The organism is Chryseobacterium sp. WG23, from assembly GCF_024586575.1.
In the GTDB taxonomy this organism is placed as follows: domain Bacteria; phylum Bacteroidota; class Bacteroidia; order Flavobacteriales; family Weeksellaceae; genus Chryseobacterium.
Genome location: NZ_JALCZE010000004.1, coordinates 355,702 through 381,434, shown reverse-complemented (window position 1 = coordinate 381,434; position 25,733 = coordinate 355,702). Strand labels below are relative to the sequence as shown.

Here is a 25,733-nt window from a genome sequence, read left to right as displayed (position 1 = left end):
CCATTCCGAACACAGAAGTTAAGCCCACCAGCGCCGATGGTACTGCTAACGCGGGAGAGTAGGCCGCCGCCAGTTTTTATTTTATTTTTAAAAATCCTTTATCGTAAGATAGAGGATTTTTTTTTGTTTATATACTATAACAACTATACTCTTATACTTCAACTCTAAACTATACCCAATCTCAGTTGATAGTTGATAGTTAATAGTGCTGTCAACCCTCAACTCCTAACTCATAACCCTTCTATTAAGTTTAGGCTAAAGCCAATGGATGGTTTTCTTTTGGTGAGAACGGGCTAAAGCCCGTCCCTATTGAAATATTATATCCTAAACTGAATTGTACAAACTGAATTTACAACAGGAGCTATTATTCACAATTCACGATTAATCACTCTCAACTCTCAACTCATTACCTATAACAGACATAATCTTACCATTCTTATAATGTTATAAAGTTGGAATAAACAGCTTAGCTTTTAAATAACTCTAATTTTCATTTCATTTTTTTATTTCTTGATTTTCCTTACTCTCAACCGTTTTTTGGGATTCATAATTGCTCTGTTTTTCCCTTTATTTATATGAGATTTATTAACTTTTATTTAGATAACTCCCATTAAATCAATGTTGTTTTTATGCATATTATTTAATTTTTAGTGGCATACTATTAAATACTGTTAAAATATTATATTTGTTTAAATCATTATATATTATATGAATAGAACAATAATTAAGATAGGACTTCTCCCATCTGTAATTTTTTGCTTTAATGGATTGTATGCACAGAATACCGACTCTACTAAAGCTTCAAAAATTGATGAGATCGTTGTAACAGCTTATGGTGTTAAAAAAGAGAAGAAAGCTTTAGGGTACTCTTTCCAGGATGTGAAAGGACAGACCCTTGTTGATGCTAAAGAAACAAATGTTACCAATGCATTGGTAGGAAAGGTTTCTGGACTACAAGTCATAAAAGCAGGTTTTGGACCTGCCTCTTCATCAAGGATAAATCTTAGAGGATTTAATTCATTTAAAGGCGATAATCAGCCTCTTATTGTGGTAGATGGGGTACCATTAAGTAACAATTTAGGATCGAAGCCTAAACAAAATGACGGGAATTACAATAATGATTTTTGGAATCCTGACTTGGATATGGGAAACGGTTTAGGCGATATTAATGCTGAAGATATAGAAAGTATTTCTGTTCTTAAAGGAGGTGCAGCTTCTGCATTGTATGGATCAAGAGGAGGAAATGGTGTAATTCTAATTACTACAAAAACTGGTAAAAAGAAGGGAGGGTTAGGGATTACCTATTCTACAAGCTTAGGTTTTGAAACTCTCTTTATGAAACCTGATACGCAAAAAAGTTTTGGTCTGGGGCTTACCGGTATACCAAATCCTGCCAATAGTGATAATACATCTTCTTGGGGCCCTAGTTTTGAAGTATCTGGATCAAAAAGATATGATAATTTAAAGAATTTTTTCAAAACCGGTATTAATTCACAACATACTTTGAGCTTTCAGGAGAACTTAGGAGAAGGGACAAGTTTATATACTTCAGCAAATTACTTAAATGATAACAGCCAAATTCCTAATTCCAAGTTTGAAAGATTCAACTTTATGGCCAAAATGAATTCAACTTTTGGTGCAAACAAAAGATGGACATCAGAAGTAAAAGTACAATATATTAGTTCAAAAGCCAAAAACAGGCCTTCTGGAGGAAGAGGAGATGGTAATTATTATTCTAATATTCTCCTTATGCCACAAAATATCGATATAAGAGATTATCAGGCAGGGCAAACACAGAATGATATAACATCTCGTTGGATTACACCTAACGGAATTAATCCCTATTGGTCAGCCTATAATAGCCTTAATGCAGATAAAAAAGATCGTTTTTTACTAAATGGATATCTTAAATATCAATTCAATGATTGGTTAAGTGCAGATGTTAGACTCGGTACAGATTTTTATTCTTTAAATTCTGATGCAAGGGTGTGGACAGGATCTTCACGTAAAAATTCTTATGCAACAAATGAAGAGAAGTTTTATGAAAACAATTATATAGCAAGTCTTACGGCTAAAAAAGATAATTTATTTGGAAAATGGGGAGGTTCAGTTTCCGTATATGGGCAAATGATGGAAAGCAGAACTAAAGCTCTTTATTTTTCTACTCAGAACCTTATTGTCCCAAATGTCTTTAGTGTAAATAATACAAGTGACCTTGCAGGTATAGCTAATAATGAAGTAGATTTTTGGAAAAAAATTAACTCAGTATTTGCAGCAGCAGAAATTAATTATGATGGTTATTGGTTCATCAATGCTACAGCAAGGAATGACTGGTCTTCTACTTTAACTATCGAAAATCGATCCTATTTTTATCCATCCATAAGTACCTCCTTGGTTTTAACTGAAATGCTGAATAAATTGAACGGGACGACTTCTAAAATATTGACATTTGCTAAATTGCGTGCAGCCTATGCTGTAACAGGAAATTCTTTAAATCCTTACGAATTATATAATACTTATAAGCTTGGTGCTGATCCTGTTGGCCATGCAGTTCTTGGGAGAAAAAAAATACTTTATAACTCTAATTTGCAGGCTGAAGAACTGAAAACTTTTGAAGTAGGCGCAGACCTTAAATTCTTTAACCGGGTTTCTTTAGATCTTAGTTATTTTAGAAACAGTGCGTCAGGGCAATTGATTGATTTGCCTATGAATCCTCTTTCCGGTTATGAAGCTAAAAAAATAAGTTCAGGGGGACTTCGTAATAGCGGAATTGAGATTGTTTTAAATACAGATGTTTTTAAAAATGAGGTTTTTGCATGGAATGTTAATGCCAATTTCTCAAAATTGAAAAGTGTAATCGATAAGATTGATGATAATGTTTTAAAGTACCCTTTGGCTGGTTTTGATAATGTTGGTATTTTTGCAGAAGTGGGTAGACCATATGGAGCTATTTATGGAACGAAATTTTTAAGAGTTGAAGATCCTAATAGCCCTAATTTTGGTAAGCTCATTGTAGGAGAAAACGGTTTACCTCAAGCTACTCCTGATCAGTATTATTTAGGTGATCAAACTCCAAGAGCCTTATTTGGATTTACAAATAGCTTCGTTTACAAAAATATTGGATTTTCTTTTCTTATTGATGGGCGTATTGGAGGAAAGTTTTATTCATCCACTCAATCCGCTCTACAAAAAGTAGGGCTTGCAGCTGATACTGCACCGGGCGGAAGGCGGGATAATTTCGTACTTGATGCTGTGGTACAACAAAATGGTGGAGGGTATGTATCTAATACAAAAGAAATTACTCAACAAGATTATTGGGCTGCTGTTACGGCTGGCAATCTTGGAATTACAGAACAGAATATTTACGATGCTACTAATATTAGATTAAGAAATGTTCAGGTATCTTATAGTTTTCCTAAAAGTATCTTTCAAAAATTAGCTTTACAAAGCGCTAAAGTTTCATTTACAGCCAATAATGTATGGATGATTTACAGTAAAGCAAAAGGAATAGATCCTGAATCTGTGTTTGCCATTAACTCCAATGCTGTAGGATTTGAAAATATGGCTTTCCCTACTACAAGATCTTATTTATTCACTATTACATTAGGATTTTAATATCAATAATAACATCATGAAGAAATATATTTTATCTTTCATAGCGCTGGCCACAATTTTTACGGCATGCAACGATTTTGAAGACATTAACAATGATCCTTTCTCAGTAGACATTAATAAAGCTGAACCTGAATATTTTTTGAATAATTCTATTTTGGGTGCTCAGCAAGATCCCAATATTGCGGAGCGTGTTTTTGTTCTCTACTGGAAAACTGCAGGAAGGCAGCATTTGACAACAGGGATTGCCGGGGGAACATACGATGATTCCTGGACTGTTGAATACTGGAAAGGCATTTCAGAATGGCTTAATAATGCCAATGCAACGATTGAGATAGCCAATGAAAAAAAAGCAATAGGGCAAGGTAAGCCCCATTATGATAATCTCATTCAGGTTTCCCGAATTTGGAGGGCCTATTTGATGAGTGAATTTTCTGATAATTTTGGTCCACAGCCTATTCAGGCATTTAAGGGAACAAATCCGGGTTTTAATTCTGAGAAAGAAATCTATTATTTTATTTTGGATGAACTGAAAGATGCCGTAGCTAAAATGGATACCAATCAAGGTGTTCCAAATAATCCCAATGCTTATGATATGGTATATGGTTTTAATTGGAGTAAATGGGTAAAATATGCCAATTCTATGAGAATGAGAATTGCCATGAGAATTGCCGAAGTAGATCCTGCAAAAGCAAAAACTGAGTTTGAATCGGCTGCCAACTCTAATATGTTGATCACTACAAGTGCAGACAATTTTACAGTAAAGGAAGACACTGGTTGGAATCCACTATCAGGAGTAATGTCCAGAGAATGGAATTCTCAAATCTTATCGGCAACTCTTAATAATATGTATATTGGATTAGGGGGAATTAATTCTACGGACCAGCTGCCTGCAGCCCAGCATACTGCTGTGAAAGCCCCTGATTATGTGGGAATAAAATATGATCAGCAGTTCACCACAATGACGAATGATCCCAGTGCGGGTTATTGGCTGGATGGGCTTCCTAATAAAATTGACCCAAGAGCTTATAAAACATTCTATATCCCGGGAGATTTGACAAGTCCTATTTACTCTCTTTATCCAACCTATACCAATCAGGCTACCACCAATTACGGTGATTTGACGTTTGCTGATAATTCTAAAATCACTGTTAATGCCGTAAACACCTGGAATGCTTATACCATTGGAAACTGGGGGGTAAAAGGACAGCGAAACGGATTAAGAAATGTAGTAGGATGTATGCCGGCATTAGGCAAACAATACAGAGAAAGTAAAAACTTCAGAATATTTTTTGCAAGCTGGGAAACGTATTTCCTTATGGCAGAAGCTGCCTTAAAAGGATGGACTGTTCCTATGAGTGACGAAGCCGCTTATAACAAAGGAATACAGGATAGTTTTACTTATAATGGAGTATCACAATTCTATGGACAGTATATTGCTTCCACAGATTATAACCGTGACGGAACTTCTGTTTCTTATACGCATATAACAGAACCCGGAGCGAGTCACAGTATGAAATATAAAGATCCTGCAACGGGTAATCTGGTTTCTGTTGATATTAAATATCCTGTGAATACTATTTACAAAAACGGATCAGTTAAAAATGATAAGTTAACGAAGATCATCACGCAAAAATATTTAGCCAATACACCATGGCTTCCGTTAGAAGCCTGGAATGATCAGAGAAGATTAGGATTACCATTCTTTGAAAATCCGGCGGTGGAAACTCCATTGGTGAATTTACCTAATTTAAATTCAGGAAACTATATGACTAATTCTATTCAGAATTTTCCGCAAAGATTGAGATATCCCAGTACATTCAGAAATACTGACCAAACCGGATATGATAAGGCAGTGCAGTTGCTTGGAGGAGCTGATGCTGTTTTAACACCTCTTTGGTGGGCAAAGCATTAATTAAAAATTATATACAAAAAAGTCCTTTATCATTTGATGAAGGACTTTTTATATGTTTTAAATGTCCCGTCCTGAAATAGCGATACATAAAAAAACAATCGTTATGGAAGAATATTTAGAAACACGTTATGTCAAGCGTACACAGAAAGATTACAGTTTGAGTTTGAAACTTCAAATTGTAAGAGAAATAGAAACAGGAAAATCAGGAATTACAGACTGTCGAAAAAAATATGGTGTACAAGCACGCTCAACCATTGTTAGTTGGCTTAGAAAATATGGTAACTTTGATTGGGAAAACCAAACACCATTCACCATGAAAAAAACACCTGAACAGCGTATCATGGAACTGGAAGCCGAAGTTAAACTGCTTGAAAAACAGAAAGCATTTTTAGAGAAACAGGCTTACATTGCTGATAAGAAAGTTATATTTTTCGATATGATGATAAATCTTGCTGAGAAAGAATATGATATTGATATCAGAAAAAACTTACCACCCGAACAATCACCAACTTCCGCAGTGAAGAAAAAGAAACCATAGTCTTTATCTGCGAATTGTTCGGGTTGAATAGACAAGTCTATTACAGAAGCATCCGAGGGTATAAAAACTCACAAAGCAAAGCATCAAAAGTAATAACTCTCGTAGAGGATATCCGTATAAAAATGCCAAAATTAGGTGGTCGAAAGCTGTATTTTCTTTTGAGTAAACCTTTAAAGTCTTTGAAAATAGGAAGGGATAAGTTCTTTGATATTTTGAGAGCCAATCGTTTATTGATCACATCAAAGAGAAGTTATCATATTACAACCAATTCTCATCATCGATTTAGAAAGCATAAAAATCTGATTTTGGAGTACCGTATCACCAAGCCCAACCAGGTGTGGGTAGCAGATATTACCTATATTGGAAATAGAAAAAAACCGAGTTACTTAAGTCTCATAACTGATGCTTATTCTAAGAAAATTGTAGGTCATTATGTTGCAGATAATCTCAATACAGAAAGTAGCATGATAGCATTAAAAAAAGCATTAAAAGACAATAAAATTGATAGAGAACCGCTGATCCACCACTCTGACAGAGGTTTACAATATTGCTCGAATGAGTATCAGAGAATATTGATAAAGCATAAGATAAAATGCAGTATGACACAGAATTCTGATCCTTATGAAAATGCAGTTGCAGAGAGAGTCAATGGTATTTTAAAACAGGAATTTGATATTGATAAATATGATATTGATACCTCAATGAGAAGAAAAATTGTGGATCAGTCTATTAGTGTTTATAATGAATTCAGACCACATTTTTCAAATCATTATTTAACACCAAATCAAATGCATAAACAGTCAAAATTAAAAATGAAAACTTATAAAATAAAAAACCAAAGCAAAAATAAATTTACTCTGGTTTAATTATTTACTTTTATCCTTTAATTTGTATCGTTATTTCAGGACTAGTCAAAAATCATCTATACTACTCTCTTTCATGAACAAAAGGTTGGCTGAAAGAATTTTTAATTAGGTCCTATGGTAAAAACTACTTGCGCACTATATGCTTTGGCAGGAATGACTACAGAGACACCACTTATCTGAAATTGCACATTAATTGCTGAGAAATTGACACTGTTACCAAGCCCTAAAACTCCGGTAAAGTTGATTGTAAAAAATGATGTATCCGTTGTTGGAGGTATTTCCAGATAAGTAGTTCCTCCATTGACCGTTGCACTACAGAGAAGACAAAGTCCGTTAATAACAGTACTTCCTCCGCTTCTTCTTGTGTAAAGATGCAGCGCACTGTTCCAGGAAACAGGATTATAATGCATACTGACCCTGGCAGCTCCACTTGAAAGAAGATTTAAAAAAGATCCCGGTAAAAATCCGGATAATGTTGTGATATTAGTGGCACTCTCATAAGTTCCGGCATAGTTATTTCCTGCTTCAGTAATAGAAGGGACGCTTACGGTCCAGCCACTTCCACTGGCACTTATGGTTTGTGCACTCAGGTAACTGCTCATTGTGAAAGCAATAAAGTATAGATATTTTTGTAAGCGTATTTCTCTGAGAAGGTGACTATTGATTTTCATTTTCAATTTTATTCAGTGATGGTATAAACAATTGTAATAGCCGTATTAGCCTGCGTCAATACATTAGCATAATTATTCGGAACTAATGAGATGGTAAGTCTGTGGCCGTTATTGGCTCCATTTCCGGTATAGGCGCCTCCAATACCACTAATAACTGTAACAGGCGTAGTCGTAAGAACAACCTGCCCTGAAGAAGTTCCCAGTGTTCCTCCTCCTGCTCCGGAAGCTGCTGCGGCCTGCAGTCTTATATTAACACCATCAATGACCTTATTTACAGATGCCGTAATTCTTCTGGTAAGGCCTGCGGGAGTAATGGCAGAAGTGTAATTAATCCATTTTGATGTATTGGGAGTTGGATTGCCAAGAGCATTTCCAGCCTCGGTAGGAGCTGTAAAATTCAACGTAATATTTCCTGTAGGCTCAACATCCATTAACGTTACTACAGGTAAAGTTATAGTAACAGTACTGTTAGCAGTCTGGGAATACACCGGACCGGAGAGAATAAAGGATACTATTAATATTATGGAACGGATTAAAATCATCTCTTCTTTTTTATTTCATTATAACCTACCTTTAGGGATTCCTGCTGGAACCTGATTTCTATCTGCTGTTTGACAACGTTAATGCTTAGTTTTTTTGTTTCAGAAGGCTTTAAAGTAAACTGGAATTTATCGGTTGAAATTTTATAACGCTTATCAAGACCGTTCCGGTACACTTTAATTATCCAGTCACCCGGCCGGAGATAGGTAAAATCAAAATCCTCTCCTATAAAACAGATTTTACGGTACGTTTGATCATTGCCGACAGCTTCTACAATGATACTTTCTTTTTTCTTTTTTTCTTTCTTTGCAAGAAATTCTGAAATACCTGTCTGATCCCTGTTTGCTGTTTCTACAAGCTGAATATGACCCTGTACACTGGCTGCTGTAGTTAATCCGAAATTAAAGATATTTTCTTTATTAATAAGAGAAAGTGCTGTGGGAAATGCCAAGGTAGGAATATCATTGATCTCTGTGGTGGAACGGTCTATTTCCAAAAAGTAATTACCGGGAATCACATTTTTAAATAAGTAGTTTCCTTCTTTATCTGTAATTGATAAATAGCTTCCCAGCATTAATCTTACTCCCTCCGTCTTTTTTATTCCCAAGTTGCTGATATTTCCTGATAAAGTAATGTATTCGGCAGTTTTCTGTACCGGAATATTGGGACGCCAGGTATAGCGCATTGAAAATATAAAATCTTTATTTCCTATTTCTCCTCTTTGCAGTGAATATCTTCCCGAAAGGTCAACCTCATGCCCGGAAAATAACTGCTGATGGAACAGAAGTTCAAATAAATTTCTGTCTTTGAAATATTCTTCAGGCATATAATTGTTCTGGTAAAAAAGACTTAGGTTGGTTTTATCAGAAAACTGGCTGAAGATTCTGGCACCGTAATAGAAATTTTTTTGATTTTGCAGCTGGTATCGGGAAGTGACGGCATAACTTCCAAATACATTAAAGGATGTTCTGAATTTTTGAAATGAGAGATTGACAGAATAAAAACTGGAATTCCCATTAAATCCTGTAAGGTAATTATCCGTTTTACCAAACTGTCCTTCGATATTCATCTGAAATATGCCAATCTGCTGATTAATAATTACTTTGAAATATCGTTCATAGTAATCAAACTGCCGGGGCTCTAAACGGTCCTGATAGATTTGATAGCCATTGTTAAGCATGATAAAACCATTAGAAAGATATTTATACTGCAGTCCATATTGAAAATATTTTCTGTAAGGTGCAGCCAGCAAAAGAGTATCCCGCTGAAAATTTTTAGCATCCTGCATATAATTGGCGAATACATTTAGCTTTTTGGTTACATTATAATAAATATTACCGTTAAAGGTATTGGTATTTGTAAAATATCCTGCAAATTCAGGGCTTGCTTTGATATACATTAAACTTCCGTTGAGCCTTTCAAAAATAGCTTCACCCTGCAGCATATAAGCTGTTCCGTCTGTTTTTTTTGTGGTACTGTAAGCAAATTCTCCGAAAAGATTAATGTTTTTTGAAACCTTGAATTTTCCCTTAGCATAGGGAAGATGGGCATCAGAGTCTAACCTTGCATTACTGTAATTGATTTCCCCTTCTCTAGGAGTTTTGTAAAGATATCCAACATAAAGTTCTGATTCTTTTCTTATCCTGAAAGCCGAATAGATATTAAACTCATCTTTAATATCCCTGAAAAACCTCGGATGGTTATAGAAGCCACCCACACTCACTTTATTAAAATCATATCGGACTTCTGCTCCGCGGCCGTATCTTGCAAACTCTGTTAAAAAGGATGAAGAATACGTTTTATCACCAAGATGGACAAAAAAATTATCCCGCTTGTAATTTACAAAATACTCTTCATACTGGGTAAATGTGTTGAATTCTATAGGGTTGTGGGTAACGGCCCGAAATTCAATCTGGTTTTTATTTTCTTTATCCAGCGATCCTTTACCATAAATCTCCCCCTGGAAGCCATCATTGTAAATACCCATATTTTTCATTCCAATGAAAGATAATGAGGCCGAGATGGGAAGCCTGTGATAAATATCGTTTTCTGTGGGCTTTACCGCTATAACCTGGGTACTTGCATAAACACTTTGATTTTCCTTAGGATTATTTTTCGGGTACACCGAAAGATTTAGATTTTGATATTCATTTTGCCGGAGCTCCGGATGAGTTACTTTGTGGATGGTAATAATTTTTGATTCATTAGGTTCCAAAACCAATGATGCATCATGATCAACAATAGCATTTTTACTTTCCAGAATAATATTTTCCGTTACGTTTCCATTATTTTTTAAAAGAAAAGAAGAACGGATAGTTTCTCCGGCCCTTATAAACTCTGGAGAATCTAATGCCGTTACAAAAAGTCTTCTGTTGCCGGAAATGATAATTTTTGAAGTTTTTACAAAAGAAATTCCGGTATTCCGGTCTTTGATATGTAAGGTTACTGAATAATCACCCTGAGTAGTTTCTGCTGCGATACGCAAAGGAACAAGATATACTGAAGTTTCATGGGGAGCAATCTGAAATTCCCCTTTTTCTAAAATGGGAATAATAAGCGGACTTGAAACATTCGTTGAGATATCATAGGTTTTGTTCTCATCCGAGTTATTTTCCAATGTAAAAGGTATAGATGTAGATGTTCCCGGAGTTAGGCTATCTTTTTTACTGTTCAATCGGTCTGATTGCTTCTGTGAAAAAATAAATACCGGGAAAAATAGTATGGTAATAAATAATGTCCAAATTCTAATCATTTTTTACGTCTAAGTCCACATTGAGGGCAAAGGCATTCTCTTCCTCATCTGTAGCCATTATCATAGCACGGTACTTATCCGGTGGTACTTTGCTGATATCAATGTAAAAGGTTTTAGAAGTAGAAGGCAGCAGCCCCATCGTTAAACTTGAATAAGTCCCCACTTTTTCTCCTGTTTTACGGTTATAGACCTCAATAGAGGCCGTTGGTTTACAGTAAAGATTCCCTTTATTGGCTATGGCAATTTTTGCAGTTTGCTTTCCATCTTCTTTTTCTACTTTTACACTTTCAAACTTAAGGTCCGGTTTGGCCTTTTCTGTATCATAATCTGTAATGATCTGAATGGCATACCGTATGACAGAAGTGATATTCACCCCTGATTTATTGTCACTGGGCTTTATATCATCTACGGGTTCTACAATCACTACACTCCAGTAGCTGCCGGGATCTACCGGCTGATCTGGAACTGTGATCTCATAGAATACCTCTGTTTTTTCTTTCCCTTTCAGGGTAATTAAATTCGTGTTGAGCTTAATCCAGTCACCATTAGTTCTTTTATTGGTATGTAATGCCGTATAATGGGTTGTTCCATCGGCATTATAGGCGAAGTCCTGTAAAAATAACTTGACACTTTGAGCATTATTTCCCGTGTTCTCGATACCAATTTTCCCTTTGTAAACTTTTCCGTTTTCTATTGTATAAGAATGCGTAAGCCCGTTGAGAATCACAATGCCGGCATGTAGAAAGCTAAACTGTAAAATAAGGGCGATCAAAAAAAGAATACGCTTTATCATTATATAGAGTTTGGAATTAAATCATTAAATAATACAAAACCAGGAAGAAACTGAAAGACAATTTCTTCTTGTTTTTGAAATACAGAATTGAATTTTATTAAATTCTAATTATCTGATATAGTGTAAGTAACAGTGGCTACTGTAGTGGCTGTTGCCTGCAGGTCCGCATAAGCTGCTACACCTCCGGGGCCGCTTCCTGCTGCAAGAGCATAGGTAAGATTATGTCCGTTATTGGCACCATTACCTGTGTAAGCACTTCCGATTCCCGAAATAATAGTTTGGTCGGCAGCACTTAATGTTAAAAGTCCCGCAGATGTTCCTAATGTTCCTCCCCCGGATCCGGTAGCTGCCGCTGCAGTTACTTGAATATCTACGCCAGGAATGATGGCATTAAGGCTTACAGTTACGTTACGTGTAGGATCAGCAACAGATTTGATAGAAGAGTAATTAAGCCAAAGCGTAGTGTTGGCAGTACTTGGAATAATAGGATTTCCGGCTTCAGTAGGAGCTGTGAATCCCAATGTAAGGTTTTTAGTAGCAGCAGGTTCAATGTCAACCAGAGCAACTTCTGGAACTGAAATGGTGATCGTATGATTGTCTGTATTGGTATCTTGTGCACTGATACCAGTAGATATGGCTACCGCAAATAGAGACATTGCAATTGTTAATTTTAATTTTTTCATGATGTAAATAATTAGTTTAGTGAAGGTAATAAAATTCAACATACTATGAAAAAAATATACATTATTTTTTATATTGTTAAATATTACGTTCTTATATTTGAATATGATTGGGAATAATAAAGGAATTAGAGTATGTAATTATGAAAAATCCCGTACAAAAAGTATACGGGATTTTAAGTTTTATTGAGAAGGTTTTAAGCCCAATGAGGATCCGAAATCGAAGCTTTTCCGGCTTCTGCCCTTCCTGCAAAATGCCAGATATGATCTTCCCATATTACTTTTACGTCATACCAGCCTTTATTCTTACTGAGATCAATTAGTATTTTTTCTTCAGGTTGATCTAAAGTTAAGGTTTTCTTATTTTTCTCGTAGAGGTCTTCTAAGAGTATCGGAATATTTCTTTTTTGATTATTTCTGAAGATCAGTTCAACCTGGTTTATTGAAGTATTGTTGATAAGTATAACCTCTTTTTCCGGAGAATTCTTTCCCGTAAACTTCCTGAAAAATCCATTAGGACCGAAAACTTCATAATCATAAACACCGGCATGTACAGGATGAGATAGCTCCTGTTTGGCATATAAAGCATATGAAAAATGATAATCTGTACTGTTGAATTGAGTTCTGTCATACAGAAGCAGAGGGACACCATTGTCTTTTAAATTGGACATCCTGATTTTTCCTCCTTCCAGATTAACGTGGAATTGGTAAGGAAGTGCATTGGATGGTTTGGTTCCTCTTTCCTGAATGTGCAGGAGAGTATTATTAAGTTCATTTTCAGAATACCATTTCAAATCAGGAACAGGTTTGTTTTTGGCTGCATTAATGGTTTTTGCAAAATCTTTTTGATTCAGATAGTCCATTTGCGGAGCTTTTACACTCGGGGAATTGAAAGCAGAAGTAAGATCTCCACACACAGCTCTTCTCCAGTCACTGATATTGTCCACATGAACATCTTTATTAAATTTTTTCTTGATAAAATTCTCCAGAAACTGAAGTACTGAAGTATGATCCGACACTTCCGAGTTCACAAAACCTCCTTTTGTCCATGGTGAGGCAATGATCATAGGAACTCTATAGCCTAAGCCTACAGTTCCTTCAATTCTTTCATGGTCCTGTAATGGAAGGGTAGACATATATTCCTGGGATTTGTCTACATATTCCACACCTTCTTTTCCATTCATATCAACCGGCTGACTCGGATTTAGAGGAGGTGCAAAAGGCAGGACATGGTCGAAATATCCGTCGTTTTCATCATAATTAATAATGAAGATTGTCTTTTTCCAGGTTTCAGGATCTTTAGTCAGAATATTTAAAACCTCAGAAATATACCAGGCTCCATACCAGGGAGATCCAGGATGGTCGGAAAAATGTTCGGGAGCTACCAGCCATGAAACCAATGGAAGTTTTTTCTCCTCTACATCTTTTCGGAACTGGAACAGGACATCACTTTTCGGAACAACCAATCTTTCTCCGTTTTCATCGTTACCGATTTCCAGATTCCAGAAATCAGGATCATTAGAATTGGTAGTAAAGGCCTTTTCGTGAAGGTTTTTTTCCTTTTGGGAAAGTTTTGAATAATTATCCGGATGGTATTTTACCTGATCTTCCTGTAGTTCCGTAATTATGGCTTCAAGTTTTGTTTTCTGACCGGGATTTTTTTCAATCTCTTTTTTCAGGTAACTGATCATATGGGGAATATTCTGAAAATATCCCTTTGAGAATTTAACATTAAAATTTGAAAACCATTCAATAGGATTATCTGTGAAATTACTTAGCCATGCTTCCTGCTCACCGGACATTCCTTTAGGCAGGCTTATTTCATTCTGATAAATTCTCCATGAAACATTCTTCTCTTCTAAAATTTCGGGAAAACTTTTCCATTTCGCTTGTCTGGCCTTATCATAATCAATATGATCATTGTAAACATTGGCCTTTACCTTGCCGTTTTGCTGCTCCCTAAGAGTTCCGGACCAATGGAACAGGCGGTTTGGGGTAGTCCCGGTAAGGGAAGAACAGAAATACTGATCGAATATGGTAAATGCGTCGGCTAGCTGGTAATAAAACGGAAGATCCTCACGGTTGTAATATCCCAAAGTAAGGGGGATATTTTTATACTCTTTATTTCCTGAAGCTTTAAACTGAAGCCACTGGTCATATTTCCTTTTATTTAAAGCTTTTTGTTGGTCAGACCATGAATGGGGTAGGGAGCTCATCCATGTAGATTTTGTATTTTTAAGATCCAGTCTGGCAGGAGAAGCATATTTTCCGTTGTTATCCTTTTGGAAGAAAACAGAATGCCCGTCCTGTTTTATAAAAGCCCTCTGATCTAAAAATCCCCTTACTCCTTTAAGCGCACCAAAAGCATGATCAAAAGAACGGTTTTCCTGCATCAGGATGACCACATGTTCCGCATCATAAAACGTAGATAATGCTGCAGGTTCAATAGCTAATGCTTTTAAGATAGAAGGATGAAGGACGCTTGAAGTTCCCAATCCGGCCAGTAAAAGGCTCGATTTTTCTAAAAATTCTCTTCTGTTCATGTTCAATCGTAATAAGAAAGAAACCGCAAGTTAATAGGATTTTCCTGCGGTTTCTTGTTGAATATAAAAATAATTAAAATCTTACTGCAGCCACCAAGGTTTGGAGTTAATATTATCATTTCCTCCATATTGAGCGGTAAGGGCAGCCTTTAGATTAGAGCTGTTGTAATTGTACTCAGACTGTGGATATCTGAACCTGAATGGAGCAGAAACTCCGGCCTTGAGCGGATAATCGGGATAGCCTGTTCTCAGGTAATCATAATACGAGGTCCATTGTGCCTGATGGAACATGGTCATGTATTTTTGAGTGATAATTTTTTCCAGCTGATTCTGTAGAGGAGCGGCATCGTCATACACAACCAATGGCGTTGCCAGATACTGATTCACATTAAACCCGGCGAAATACTGGTTAGGATTTTTTACATAGGTCTGGTAAAAGCTGAAGCTTGCTTTGATAGCATTATCATAGTGAGTTTTTGCAGATCCGGAGATCCAGCCTCTTGCCGCAGCTTCAGCCAGAATAAGCTCCTGTTCAGAATAACTTAATACCGATGAAGGTTCATTGGTAGGGTCTTTATAGAAACGGTCGTTTACTTTAGAAATGTTTTTTGCCGTAATCAATGTTGCATTATCAGAATATGGTGAGGTAGGATTTCCGCCATTATATCCTGTAAAATCGGTAATAGCTTTTCCCGCTTCTTTTGCACCGGTAGTCTGGGCTGCAAATGTAAACAAACGAGGGTCCTGTCTGTCCTTGAACATATTGATAAAATAATCAGCCATATATAAGCTTGATCCATAACCACTGTTGTTAAACATAGTGTACCGGCTGTCTGCAGCATCTGCAAACTTAAGCTCACCGTTATCTGCAATGGAAGTCATCAGAGGCTGGCTTCCGGCGATAGAGGCAAACTCTGTGGCGATATTGTAGTTTCCAACGGTACTTTTCTTAGACATGGTGATCAGGATCTTGAGACGGAAAGAATTGATTAGTTTTTTCCATTTTGCAGCATCTCCATTATAGATAATATCCCCTTCAATCTTATCATTGGAATTGATAAGGCTGCTGGCTTCTTTCAGTTCAGATAAAATTCCGGCCATTACCGCTTCCTGGCTGTCATACTTGGGCTGGGTAATTCCGGATTCTCCTTTTACAGCTTCACTGTAAGGAATACTCCCAACCTTTAAACTTAAAGTAAAGAAATAATAGGCTCTGTAGAACTTTCCTATAGCCACATAGTTTTTATTGTTTATTTTTTCAGCCTCCTGTATCATCTTTGCCGTGTTCAAAAGCCCTTTTGTATAGACTTCAAAAGAGGTGTCATTCCATTTCATATACTGGTAGGTGTTCTCGCCATCCGTTCCGATCATCATTCGGGAAGCATACATATTATCACCGTTTATCTGAAAAGCATCTTTTGAAACATAGGTCAGAAGAACTTTGGGATCAACGCTTGCCTTATCATTGGGATTCTCATTGATCTTATCAAGACTGGATTCACATGATGCCAATGCCAGCGTTCCGGCAATAAGTAGCGATTTTATAGTAAGCCATTTCGCAGTTTTACCATTTTGCGATGCAATTTTAGCAATACCATTTATATTATTTTTCATTGTATTCTGTACTTAATTAAAATTTAAGATTAAATCCGATTCCGAACCATCTGCTTGAAGGATCCTGAATATCATTACTGATGTCACCTTCCCTGCCTGTTTTGATCTGAAAGTCAGGATCGGAATAAAGGTTTTTAGATTTTTTCCACATTGCCAGGTTATAAGCCGAAATGTTTGCCGTAAAGCTTTTGATCACTCCGTTCGGATTGAGTAAAGATGAAAAATCATACTCCAATACGACAGACCTTAGTTTGATAAAAGTTCTGTCGAAGACGTTGGCAAACACATCACTCTCGTCCTGGGTAACTCTTGCCTGATAAGGGTAGTTCTGTGCCCAATCCTGGAAACTGATTGCTTTGGTATGAGGCGTGTAAAGCCCTGTAGTTGGATTATAATTGACACCATCGGGAACGAAATAATAACTTCCCGGGTTAGCGTATTCCTGATCTCTATAAGCGGTAGAGTTCGGATGTTTTCCTCCCCACCACATTTTTTCTACCACCTGGGATCTCATTATTCCGCCAATGCTTCCGTCGATTCCTATATTTAAGGATATCTTTTTATATTTAAAGTTGTTATTAAATCCGAAAGTCCAGTCCGGGTTGAAATGCCCCAGATTGCTCGGTGCATTGGCTCTTGTTGGCATACCTGATTTTGCATCAAGGATCACTTTTCCGTCCGGAGACTTTTGCCATGTATAATCGTAGTAGCTGTCCATTCTTTCACCCAGCTTGATATTATTGTAGTTGGGCATATTATCATAAATGGAAGTAAGCTTTTGTTCATAAGTACTCCAGTTGACCAATGATTTCCATGTGAAATCCTTGGTTTTTACCGGAACTAATCCTAATGAAATTTCAAGTCCTTTTGTAGTATATTCGTTCCCGTTGACATACTGAGAGGTAAAACCTGATGATTGGGCACTTGGGAACTTAAGGATATTATTATAATCCAGTGTTCTGAAATAAGTGACATCCAAGCTAACCCTGTTTTTGAATAACCCTGCGCTTACTCCCAATTCATAAGACTTGGTTTGCTCAGGCTTTAAAGAGTTTTCAATATTCAGAATGGTAGGGTAATAATAGGTAGGATTTCCATTAAAGGTAATCCCATCGTTATTTACATAATAATTTCTGGTAGAATAAGGTTTAAAGTCATAGGCTACTTTTGCCCATGATGCTGAAAGCTTTAAGAGATTAATGGCTTCAGGCATTTTGACAAGGTTGGAAATGACAGCACTAACGGAAGCTGACGGATAGAAATAAGATCTGTTAGCCTTAGGCAGGGTAGAAGACCAGTCATTACGCCCGGAAATATTGATGAAAAAGGCGTTGTACAACCCGATATCAATGGTTGAATAGGCACTGTAGATCAGCTTTTCTTTAAGATAGGAGTAATATTTTATAGCCCCGATAGAGTTGTCAAGCGTATAAAGTTCCGGAACTTTCAGTCCATCAGTAGATTTATTGTCTATATTATTTTTATAGTAGAATGTAGAACCTCCGGCATTAATGGTAATATCAAAATTTTCGGAAATCTTTTTCTTATAAGTTGCCAATACATCATAGTTAAGGTTCCATGTTTTGGAATCATTAAGGATATAACCCCCACTTCTTGGAGCATCATAATTGAAATAAGAATAAGGGCTTAGCTTTTCCTGTTTATTGTGATTTTCAACAATAGATATCTTACCTTTTACGGAGAAATCTTTTGTAGCCTTATATTCCAGACCGGCCTGAGCATTGATGATATTGGTTCGGTTCTTATTCTTATAATATTCAGCTCCGAACCATGGGTTATTGTACCATGCATAATTCCAGTTTGCCTGTGAAGTACCTTCTTTTCCAGGAACCCACATATGATTTTTCAGTGCATTTCCGTCAACATCACCACCCATCCAGATCAGAATGGTATACATATGTCCGCTTGGATTGTAGTCATAATTGGGGGTACTCGGTGTAAAAGTCTGGTTGAAATTGAATTTTGTATTGAAGATGAATTTCTCTCCCAAATGATTTTCCGAAGAAAAATTCACGCCATAACGCTGCAGATAAGAGTTGGGAACCCGGTCATCGTAATTCATGAAATTTCCCGAAAGTCTGTATATATCCTGATTGTTTTTATAGCTTATAGAGAAGTTGTTATTGTTGATAACTGCTGGCTTCAGAAATGTATTTAAGTTATCATGGTACTTCCAGTCGATGGGAACTCTTTCATATCTTGATTTGTCATTGTACTGAGTTCCTGTCACGGCTCCATACCATGGGACAATCTGTCCTGTTACTTTATCTCTGATGGGGCTGTTCCATTGTGCAATCTGGAGTCCGGGGGTGAATTTTGGGCCCCAGATCATATCTCCGTCATTCACACCACCGTCTGCTCCGTCCCAGAATTCATATTTTCCATGGGAGCCATTTCCATATTCGGTTTGAGTTTTTGGAAGATTGGTAAACCCGCCGGTAATCATTGTATTTTGTGAAAATTCTACAGAGAAACCTTTCTTTTTAGCACTTTTCGTAGTAATCAGCACGGCGCCATACCTCCCTCTGGAGCCATATAATGCAGAAGCAGTAGCTCCTTTCAGAACGTTGATATTCTCAATATTGTTGGGATCCAGGTTTTGAAAAACTTCTTTTTCAACAATTACTCCATCAATAACAAAAACCAGGTTAGAGTTTCCCCTTAAAGTAAAATCCGGGGCCTGCTGCATGCCGGTAGGGTTGGATACATTAAGACCGGCTACCTGACCGGAGAACAAATTTCCTATGCTGGGAGTAGTAACTGTTTCAAACTGCTTGGTGCCTACTTCCTGGGTAGAATATCCAATCTTTTCTTTCTTTTTTGCAATCCCCAAAGCGGTGATGACAACACCTTCAAGCTGTTTTTCATTCACCTTTTTCAGAGTTACCGCATACTGTTTTTTTGAAGAAACTTCTATAGTGTACAAAGAAAAGTCCGGAGAATAAAATTCAAGAATGTCTTTGGGATTGGCTGAGATGGTAAAATTACCATTATCATCAGTCTTAGCCGTCTTACCGGTATTTTTGTCAGTGATATTGACTCCGGAAACACTTGTTCCGTTTTCAGATTTTACATTTCCTGAAATATTAATTTCCTGAGCTGTAAAATAAAGAGGAAGCAGAGAAATTGCAAAACTAGCTAAAGTCTTCTTCATTTTTTTGAAGACAAATATACCCTGACACTATTACCTGTGTTTTAATGTTATGTTAAATTAAAAATATGATTTTAATATTTTTTAACAATAATAATTAATAAAATGGTAAAGTAAGAAGCCGTCTTTACAAGATATTTTCGCTTTATTTATTAAAGGATCATGGAAATGGGAAAAAGAATTTTTAGAACCTGCTCAGGATTCCCCAGTGAATTTTAATATCATTAAACTTAAACGGATTTCCAAACTCATTACCATTGGAGAGCTGGAAGCTCATCAATCCTATTGGAATAAAGAAGTTAAAGCCGAGCCCGACACTGTAGAGTTTGGGCTTTACATTCAATGATTTATTATTGAGCTGTCCGTACTGTCCAAAGAGGTCGAAAAATGCCTGATTACCAATTAAGTACCGGTATTCTAAACCTCCGTAATAGAAATAATCTGCTGCAAGGGAGTTTTCATTGAAACCCCGCATGGAATTCCAGCCTCCAAAGCGGAATAATTCATTGGTGGAAAATTCCATTTTAGAATCCATCATCCGGCCTTCACCTTTTATATTAAGAAAATGGTTTCCGGAAATATGGTAATTGTGCTCCCCATAAAAGTAAAACTGATTTTGGGTAGCTTTGATGTTATCTTTTGTATAGGTGGTCGTTAAGAAATCATATCCGGCACTGATCTTTGTTTTATAAAGAAAAAGATCAATATCGGTAGGTTCAGTCATCTCATACCAGATCCCTATTCCTCTTTTGTTATAATCCTTTCCCTGGGTATATAAAGTATCAATAATACTTGAAGTTTCTAAAGTTCCGCGCAGACCGATTTTGTTCCGGTTATTAAGGTGGTAATAAAAAGCAGGAAGAAACTTAACATTGGCAAAAGTAGAATCCTGTCTGTAAATATTCACCTTTGTATTCAGTCCGATATTGGATTTGAAAAGATAAGGAATATCAACCTGCAGGTCAAAAGTCTGCCCTCTGTCCGGGTTTCTCTGCCAATATAAACTAATCGCTTCAAAACCATTGAACATATTTCTGAAGTTGACATTCATGGTTCCGTTTAAGGTAAACTTATTCGTTTTGTCATTTCCAAAACCGATTACCCCATCAAAACTATTGGTCTTTTTCTTTTCCAGGAAAAGATAAATATTTGTAGAGTCTTTGGTGAATAAAGTTTGAGGCTGGCGTTCCAGTGTTACAAAAGGATGACTCTGAAAACTTTTGTTGACGGCTATCAGATTTTTATCGTCATAGGTTTTTCCTTTAAACTCCTTTTCCAGATTTTTAATAAATCTTTTCGGAACCCTCTCGTAGCCTTTGACCACAAATCCATCAATGGTTCTTTTGTCATTCTTATTGATATCCAGCTCTATAACGGGAAATCCATTTTTTTTGCCTTTATATTTTGATTTAATTCTGCTGAAGGAATAGCCGTCATCAATATATTTTTTATTGATACTTTTTTTTGTGGAATCCAGATTTTTGGTGAAAAAATCTTTCTGAACCTTGAGCTTCTGAACTATAGAATCAGAAAGGTCAACATAGGTTTCGTTGTAATTTTTGCCCTTGTCGAAAAAAATTTCAGTGCTGTCGCCTTTTATTTTTACCTCTTTCAGTTGGGTGAAGAAATAATTGTTTTGGGCTAATGAATCCAGAAACTTTACGGCAGACGCTGAATCTTTGACCTTTTTCTTAACCTTTGTTTCCGTATCAATAAGCCAATAATGCTTTTTCTGCGCTTGGATAAAAACGCAGAACAGCACAAAAAATATTTTCAGAAATAACTTCAATTTTAGCTGGTCTTACATCATTAAGAATTATCTTGAGATACAGACAGTCACTCTGACTTTAGTAAATGAACCGAATAAGCGAAGTTCATCTTCATTCTTAACAACTCAATCACCTTAATAGTTTAAAATATAAATAACTTTTTAATAACTGAAACTAGTCCAGTTTATTATATTTCTTCATTAAATTCTCATAAACTCCCTGTGGAAGAATCCATTTCAGCGGAACTCCAATCTTCTGCCCGAATTTACCAAAATAATAATGAGCTTTCCATTTATTTTTTCCTAAAAGCTTTTCTATATATTCTGCTACTTCTACAGGTTCTGTTCCGTCATTGACATGAGAGTTCATTAAAGCATATACCTTATTGAACACATTTTTATAAGGCTCTGAAACCTGGGCTATCACCCTGTTCTCTGCAATATTGGTTTTGATATCTCCCAAATGAAGAGAACATACATCAATATTCCATGGGTAAACTTCATACCTCATCGCTTCAGTTACTTTATCCAATGCAGATTTTGATGCAGAATAAAAACCACGGAAAGGAAGTCCCATTTCACTTCCGATACTGGAAACATTAATAATTTTTCCAAATTGATGCTCACGCATTTTCGGAAGAACAGCGCTCATCATCTGAACGGGACCTGCCAGATTCAGGCTGAATAGTTTTAAGATATCCTCTTGGGTAGAATCTTCCACAGCTCCTACCATTCCCATTCCTGCATTATTGATCAGAACATCGATGCTGCTTTCAGTTTTTAAAATTTCTGTAATAGCATTCTGAACCGCAGTATTATCAGTAACATCCGTTGGAATAGACTTGAAGTACTGACTTTCCGTATATTTTCGGCTTAAACCATATACTTTGTTCCCTTTTTTACCAAAATATTCGGCCAATGCAAAACCAATTCCTGACGATGTTCCTGTGATGATAATGGTCATTTAATCTGTATGATTTAATTGTTCTTTTATTTCTTTATAAGCAGTCTGCTGAGGTTGATTCTATCAGCTGCTTAAAGAAAGCTCTATTTTCAGCAAATGTAAAAAAAGAAAAGGGAAGTCTGTTATTATTTCTGAATAAGACATGAGGTACCTGCTGTTTAATGATGTGCTGATCTATTGTCCCGGAGTGATTAAACTTAAAGTAAAATTAATCTTAATGCTGTCCATAATATAAATGGAATGACTACTTTATTTGTTTATTTGTCTTTAAATCAGAATATTGCGTGTTTTGTATTGTATGTGCATTTCGAATTAAGCTAAAATTTCTTAATAAAAACATAAGGAAAGCTTAATGCCGCCCGGGTTAAGGCTGGTCTAATTTTGCATCTAATTAAAAAGGATGTCATGAATGTATTTAAAGTCCCTGTTTCAGTTTCTTATCTGACGGGGAGGGTTTTACTTATTGGTGCAATATCGGTTTCACCGATGTTTCTATCTCAAAAAAAAGACAGCTTAAAAGAAAAAGCCATTGACGAGGTTATTGTTGTGGGCTATGGAACGCAGAAAAAAAGCAAAGTATCCGGTGCTGTTACCGAAGCCTCATTGGATAAACTTACTTCCAGATCTTTGTCAGGAGTAGGAGAGGTTCTTCAGGGGAAGGCTCCCGGAGTAACGGTAGTGAATGAAGGAGGTGATCCTAACGGTTCACCCAAAGTAAATATCCGTGGTTTGGGAGGTATTAACGGAGAAACCCCTCTTTACGTGGTAGACGGAGTGGTTTTCAACGGAACTCCATCTATTAACCCGAATGATATTCAGGATATCTCTGTTCTTAAAGATGCTTCTGCAGCAATTTATGGAGCACGATCTTCAGGAGGGGTGATCCTTATTACCACTAAAAAAGGGAAAAAAGGAGTCCTTACTGTAGACTTTGATGTTAAATATGGTATTAACGAGGCATGGCGATTGAAAGAGTCTTTAAATGCGGCTGAATTTCAGGATGTGATGTACCAGGCTTATGCAAATGCCGGTAAGCTGGGTAGTTTACCTATTGCTTTTAATCCCGAAAAATATCCTGACGGAAGAATTACCAGAACAGACTGGATGAAAGAGATTTTCCGTACAGGAACGATCCAGGAATATAACCTTAATTTAAGCGGTGGTGGAGAAAAGTCCAGATTTTATGTGGGAATGAACCATAGAGCGCTGGAAGGTATTTTATTGAATACCCAGGCAAAGCGATATAATTTCAGAGTGAACTCTGAGCATAAAGTGAAAGACTGGCTGACGATTGGAGAGAATATGTACTATAATTACTCTGACGGAAATACAGCAGATACTAAAAGTGGATATACGGGAGCTTTGATAGCCGCCATGTATTATCCACCGAATGTTCCGGTATATACCCAAACAGGAGCTTTTTCCGGGTTACCTATTGATGTAGCCGGTGGTTACGGAGATATGATCAATCCTGTAGCCTATCTTAAAAGGATCAATATCAGGAATCCTACCCATGAAATTTTAATTAATCCCTATGCCGAAATTACGTTGGCAAAAGATTTGAAATTCCGTTCCAACTTCTCACAGACATTTAAAATAGGAAACGTAAAGAATTTTACTTCCAGAGTGCTGGAAGTTGGGAAAATATTTGATACGAACAATTTAGAATACCAGTCTAATAATACGTCTACTGCCCTTGCAGAGCAGCTTCTTACCTATAAGTTTACTGCAGGCAAGCACAATTTTGATTTCCTGGCAGGTTTTACTTTTCAGAAAACAGTTGAAGACGGGTTTCTGGCAAAATCTTTTGATTTCAGAAGTGAGGCAGATGTTTTCCAGCATCTTCAGAATGCCGCAGATACTAATAAAGAAGTATCCAGTTATAGATTCAAACAGGCTTTGGTATCTTATCTGGCAAGACTAAATTATGATTATGCAGGGAAGTATATCATCAGTTTGCTGGGGAGGCGTGATGGTTCTTCATTAGTGGCAAAGCAGAACCGTTTTGCTAATTACTATGCTGTTTCCGGAGCTTGGGTTGTATCCAGGGAAAATTTTATGAATGATATTTCCTGGTTGTCAAACTTAAAACTTAGAGGAAGCTATGGTATCTTAGGAAATCTTGGAGGTATTTCTCCTCAGGCGGTTAATCCTTTAATGACGAGGGATAATAATGTGATTTTTGGACAGGATCCTTCGCAGAATATTGCCTATTATGCTACGACGAGACCTAATCCGGATCTGAAATGGGGAAAATCTGAACAGACTAACTTTGGAGTAGATGCTTCTTTCCTTCACAACAGTCTTTCTTTACAGTTTGATTACTTCGTGAAAAATTCTAAAGATCAGATCTTTAATGTGAGCTTACCAAGTACAGCTACCTATAATAACCAGTATGTGAACGCCGGATTATTTCAGGATAAAGGATACGAATTAGGAATTAACTATAATGGTAAGAAGACAGGGGATTTTACTTATTCAGTGGGAGTTACTTTTAGTCAACTAAAAAATACGGTGAAACAGCTTGCTGATGTGGATGAAATTTTTATTAATGACAATGGAGTAAGAGGGGTATTGAAACCGACCCGTATAAAAATAGGAGATCCGTTATATTCTTTTTACGGATATAAAACAGGAGGTATTTTCCAGTCTCAGGATGAGATTAATAATTATAAAGATGCTAATGGGAATCTTATTCAGCCCAATGCGAAACCCGGAGATATTAAGTTCCTGAAGAAGGATGGAAATATAGGGGTACTGAACAACCAGGATTTTGTAAATCTTGGCAGTCCATATCCTAAATTCTCTTATGGATTTTCTTACAATATGACCTGGAAAAATTTTGACCTTAATATTTTCTTACAGGGAGTATACGGGAATAAGATTTTTAACGGGATGAAGTTTATTTCCTTAAATCCGGGAGGAACAGGGCAGAATTATAATATGGACAGAGATATCCTGAATGCCTGGACTCCTCAGAATACCAATACTGATATTCCAAGGCTTGTACATGGTGATCCAAGTGGAAACTATTCCAAGGTATCAGACTTCTATGTGGAAGACGGTTCTTATCTAAGACTGAAAAACCTGACCATCGGGTATTCATTACCAAGAGAGCTTTACCAAAAGTTGGATGTGAATAAGGTTAGAATCTATGTGACCACCAATAATCTTTTCACTATTACTAAATATACAGGTTTTGATCCCGAAGTAGGAATGAATTCTTATGGGGTAGATACCGGAAGATATCCACAGTCACGCTCATTCATTTTCGGGGTGGAAATAGGATTATAATTTTAAACAAC

The 25,733-nt window shown here is 36.6% G+C and carries 15 protein-coding genes; 5 read left to right on the top strand and 10 right to left on the bottom strand.

Annotated features, from left to right (window positions below):
* Positions 1 to 708 precede the first annotated feature (708 nt).
* The 4 genes from MP477_RS08680 to MP477_RS08665 all read left to right on the top strand — a co-directional run bounded on the left by MP477_RS08680 (position 709) and on the right by MP477_RS08665 (position 6,931).
* Positions 709 to 3,615: a SusC/RagA family TonB-linked outer membrane protein gene (locus tag MP477_RS08680; protein ID WP_257190077.1), complete on the top strand. Its 2,907-nt coding sequence runs from the start codon at positions 709 to 711 to the stop codon at positions 3,613 to 3,615.
* 16 nt (positions 3,616 to 3,631) lie between these two features.
* Positions 3,632 to 5,527, top strand: coding sequence for a SusD/RagB family nutrient-binding outer membrane lipoprotein (locus tag MP477_RS08675; protein ID WP_257190074.1), 1,896 nt, complete (start codon positions 3,632 to 3,634; stop codon positions 5,525 to 5,527).
* A 103-nt stretch (positions 5,528 to 5,630) separates the two neighbouring features.
* The gene (locus MP477_RS08670; RefSeq protein ID WP_257190073.1) at positions 5,631 to 6,065 is read left to right on the top strand and encodes a hypothetical protein; all 435 of its coding nucleotides are present in this window, start codon (positions 5,631 to 5,633) and stop codon (positions 6,063 to 6,065) included.
* A gap of 14 nt (positions 6,066 to 6,079) precedes the next feature.
* Positions 6,080 to 6,931, top strand: a complete 852-nt coding sequence (locus MP477_RS08665) for an IS3 family transposase (RefSeq protein ID WP_306552727.1) — start codon at positions 6,080 to 6,082, stop codon at positions 6,929 to 6,931.
* Positions 6,932 to 7,032: 101 nt separating this feature from the next.
* Here MP477_RS08665 and MP477_RS08660 read toward each other — a convergent pair whose 3' ends face one another.
* The 10 genes from MP477_RS08660 to MP477_RS08615 all read right to left on the bottom strand — a co-directional run bounded on the left by MP477_RS08660 (position 7,033) and on the right by MP477_RS08615 (position 22,428).
* Positions 7,033 to 7,602 (bottom strand): hypothetical protein, encoded by a 570-nt coding sequence (locus tag MP477_RS08660; RefSeq protein WP_257190068.1) that lies wholly within the window; start codon positions 7,600 to 7,602, stop codon positions 7,033 to 7,035.
* Positions 7,603 to 7,610: 8 nt separating this feature from the next.
* Positions 7,611 to 8,144 carry a hypothetical protein gene (locus tag MP477_RS08655; protein ID WP_257190067.1) on the bottom strand — a complete coding sequence of 178 codons (534 nt, stop codon included), beginning with the start codon at positions 8,142 to 8,144 and terminating at the stop codon, positions 7,611 to 7,613.
* Positions 8,141 to 10,894, bottom strand: a complete 2,754-nt coding sequence (locus MP477_RS08650) for a hypothetical protein (protein ID WP_257190065.1) — start codon at positions 10,892 to 10,894, stop codon at positions 8,141 to 8,143. The genes MP477_RS08655 and MP477_RS08650 overlap by 4 nt, the downstream gene beginning before the upstream one ends.
* On the bottom strand, positions 10,887 to 11,687 hold the full coding sequence (locus MP477_RS08645; protein ID WP_257190064.1) for a DUF3324 domain-containing protein: 801 nt from the start codon (positions 11,685 to 11,687) through the stop codon (positions 10,887 to 10,889). Before MP477_RS08645 ends, MP477_RS08650 begins: the two co-directional genes overlap by 8 nt.
* A gap of 104 nt (positions 11,688 to 11,791) precedes the next feature.
* Positions 11,792 to 12,370 (bottom strand): hypothetical protein, encoded by a 579-nt coding sequence (locus tag MP477_RS08640; protein ID WP_230037325.1) that lies wholly within the window; start codon positions 12,368 to 12,370, stop codon positions 11,792 to 11,794.
* A 194-nt stretch (positions 12,371 to 12,564) separates the two neighbouring features.
* The gene (locus tag MP477_RS08635; RefSeq protein ID WP_257190063.1) at positions 12,565 to 14,910 is read right to left on the bottom strand and encodes a phosphocholine-specific phospholipase C; all 2,346 of its coding nucleotides are present in this window, start codon (positions 14,908 to 14,910) and stop codon (positions 12,565 to 12,567) included.
* An 81-nt stretch (positions 14,911 to 14,991) separates the two neighbouring features.
* Positions 14,992 to 16,524, bottom strand: a complete 1,533-nt coding sequence (locus tag MP477_RS08630) for a SusD/RagB family nutrient-binding outer membrane lipoprotein (protein ID WP_257190062.1) — start codon at positions 16,522 to 16,524, stop codon at positions 14,992 to 14,994.
* A 16-nt stretch (positions 16,525 to 16,540) separates the two neighbouring features.
* Positions 16,541 to 19,699: a SusC/RagA family TonB-linked outer membrane protein gene (locus MP477_RS08625; protein ID WP_257190061.1), complete on the bottom strand. Its 3,159-nt coding sequence runs from the start codon at positions 19,697 to 19,699 to the stop codon at positions 16,541 to 16,543.
* A gap of 181 nt (positions 19,700 to 19,880) precedes the next feature.
* On the bottom strand, positions 19,881 to 21,458 hold the full coding sequence (locus tag MP477_RS08620) for an autotransporter assembly complex family protein (RefSeq protein ID WP_257190060.1): 1,578 nt from the start codon (positions 21,456 to 21,458) through the stop codon (positions 19,881 to 19,883).
* Positions 21,459 to 21,639: 181 nt separating this feature from the next.
* Positions 21,640 to 22,428 carry an SDR family oxidoreductase gene (locus MP477_RS08615; protein ID WP_257190059.1) on the bottom strand — a complete coding sequence of 263 codons (789 nt, stop codon included), beginning with the start codon at positions 22,426 to 22,428 and terminating at the stop codon, positions 21,640 to 21,642.
* Positions 22,429 to 22,833: 405 nt separating this feature from the next.
* Here MP477_RS08615 and MP477_RS08610 point away from each other — a divergent pair, with 405 nt between their 5' ends.
* Positions 22,834 to 25,722 carry a TonB-dependent receptor gene (locus MP477_RS08610; protein WP_257190058.1) on the top strand — a complete coding sequence of 963 codons (2,889 nt, stop codon included), beginning with the start codon at positions 22,834 to 22,836 and terminating at the stop codon, positions 25,720 to 25,722.
* Positions 25,723 to 25,733 lie beyond the last annotated feature (11 nt).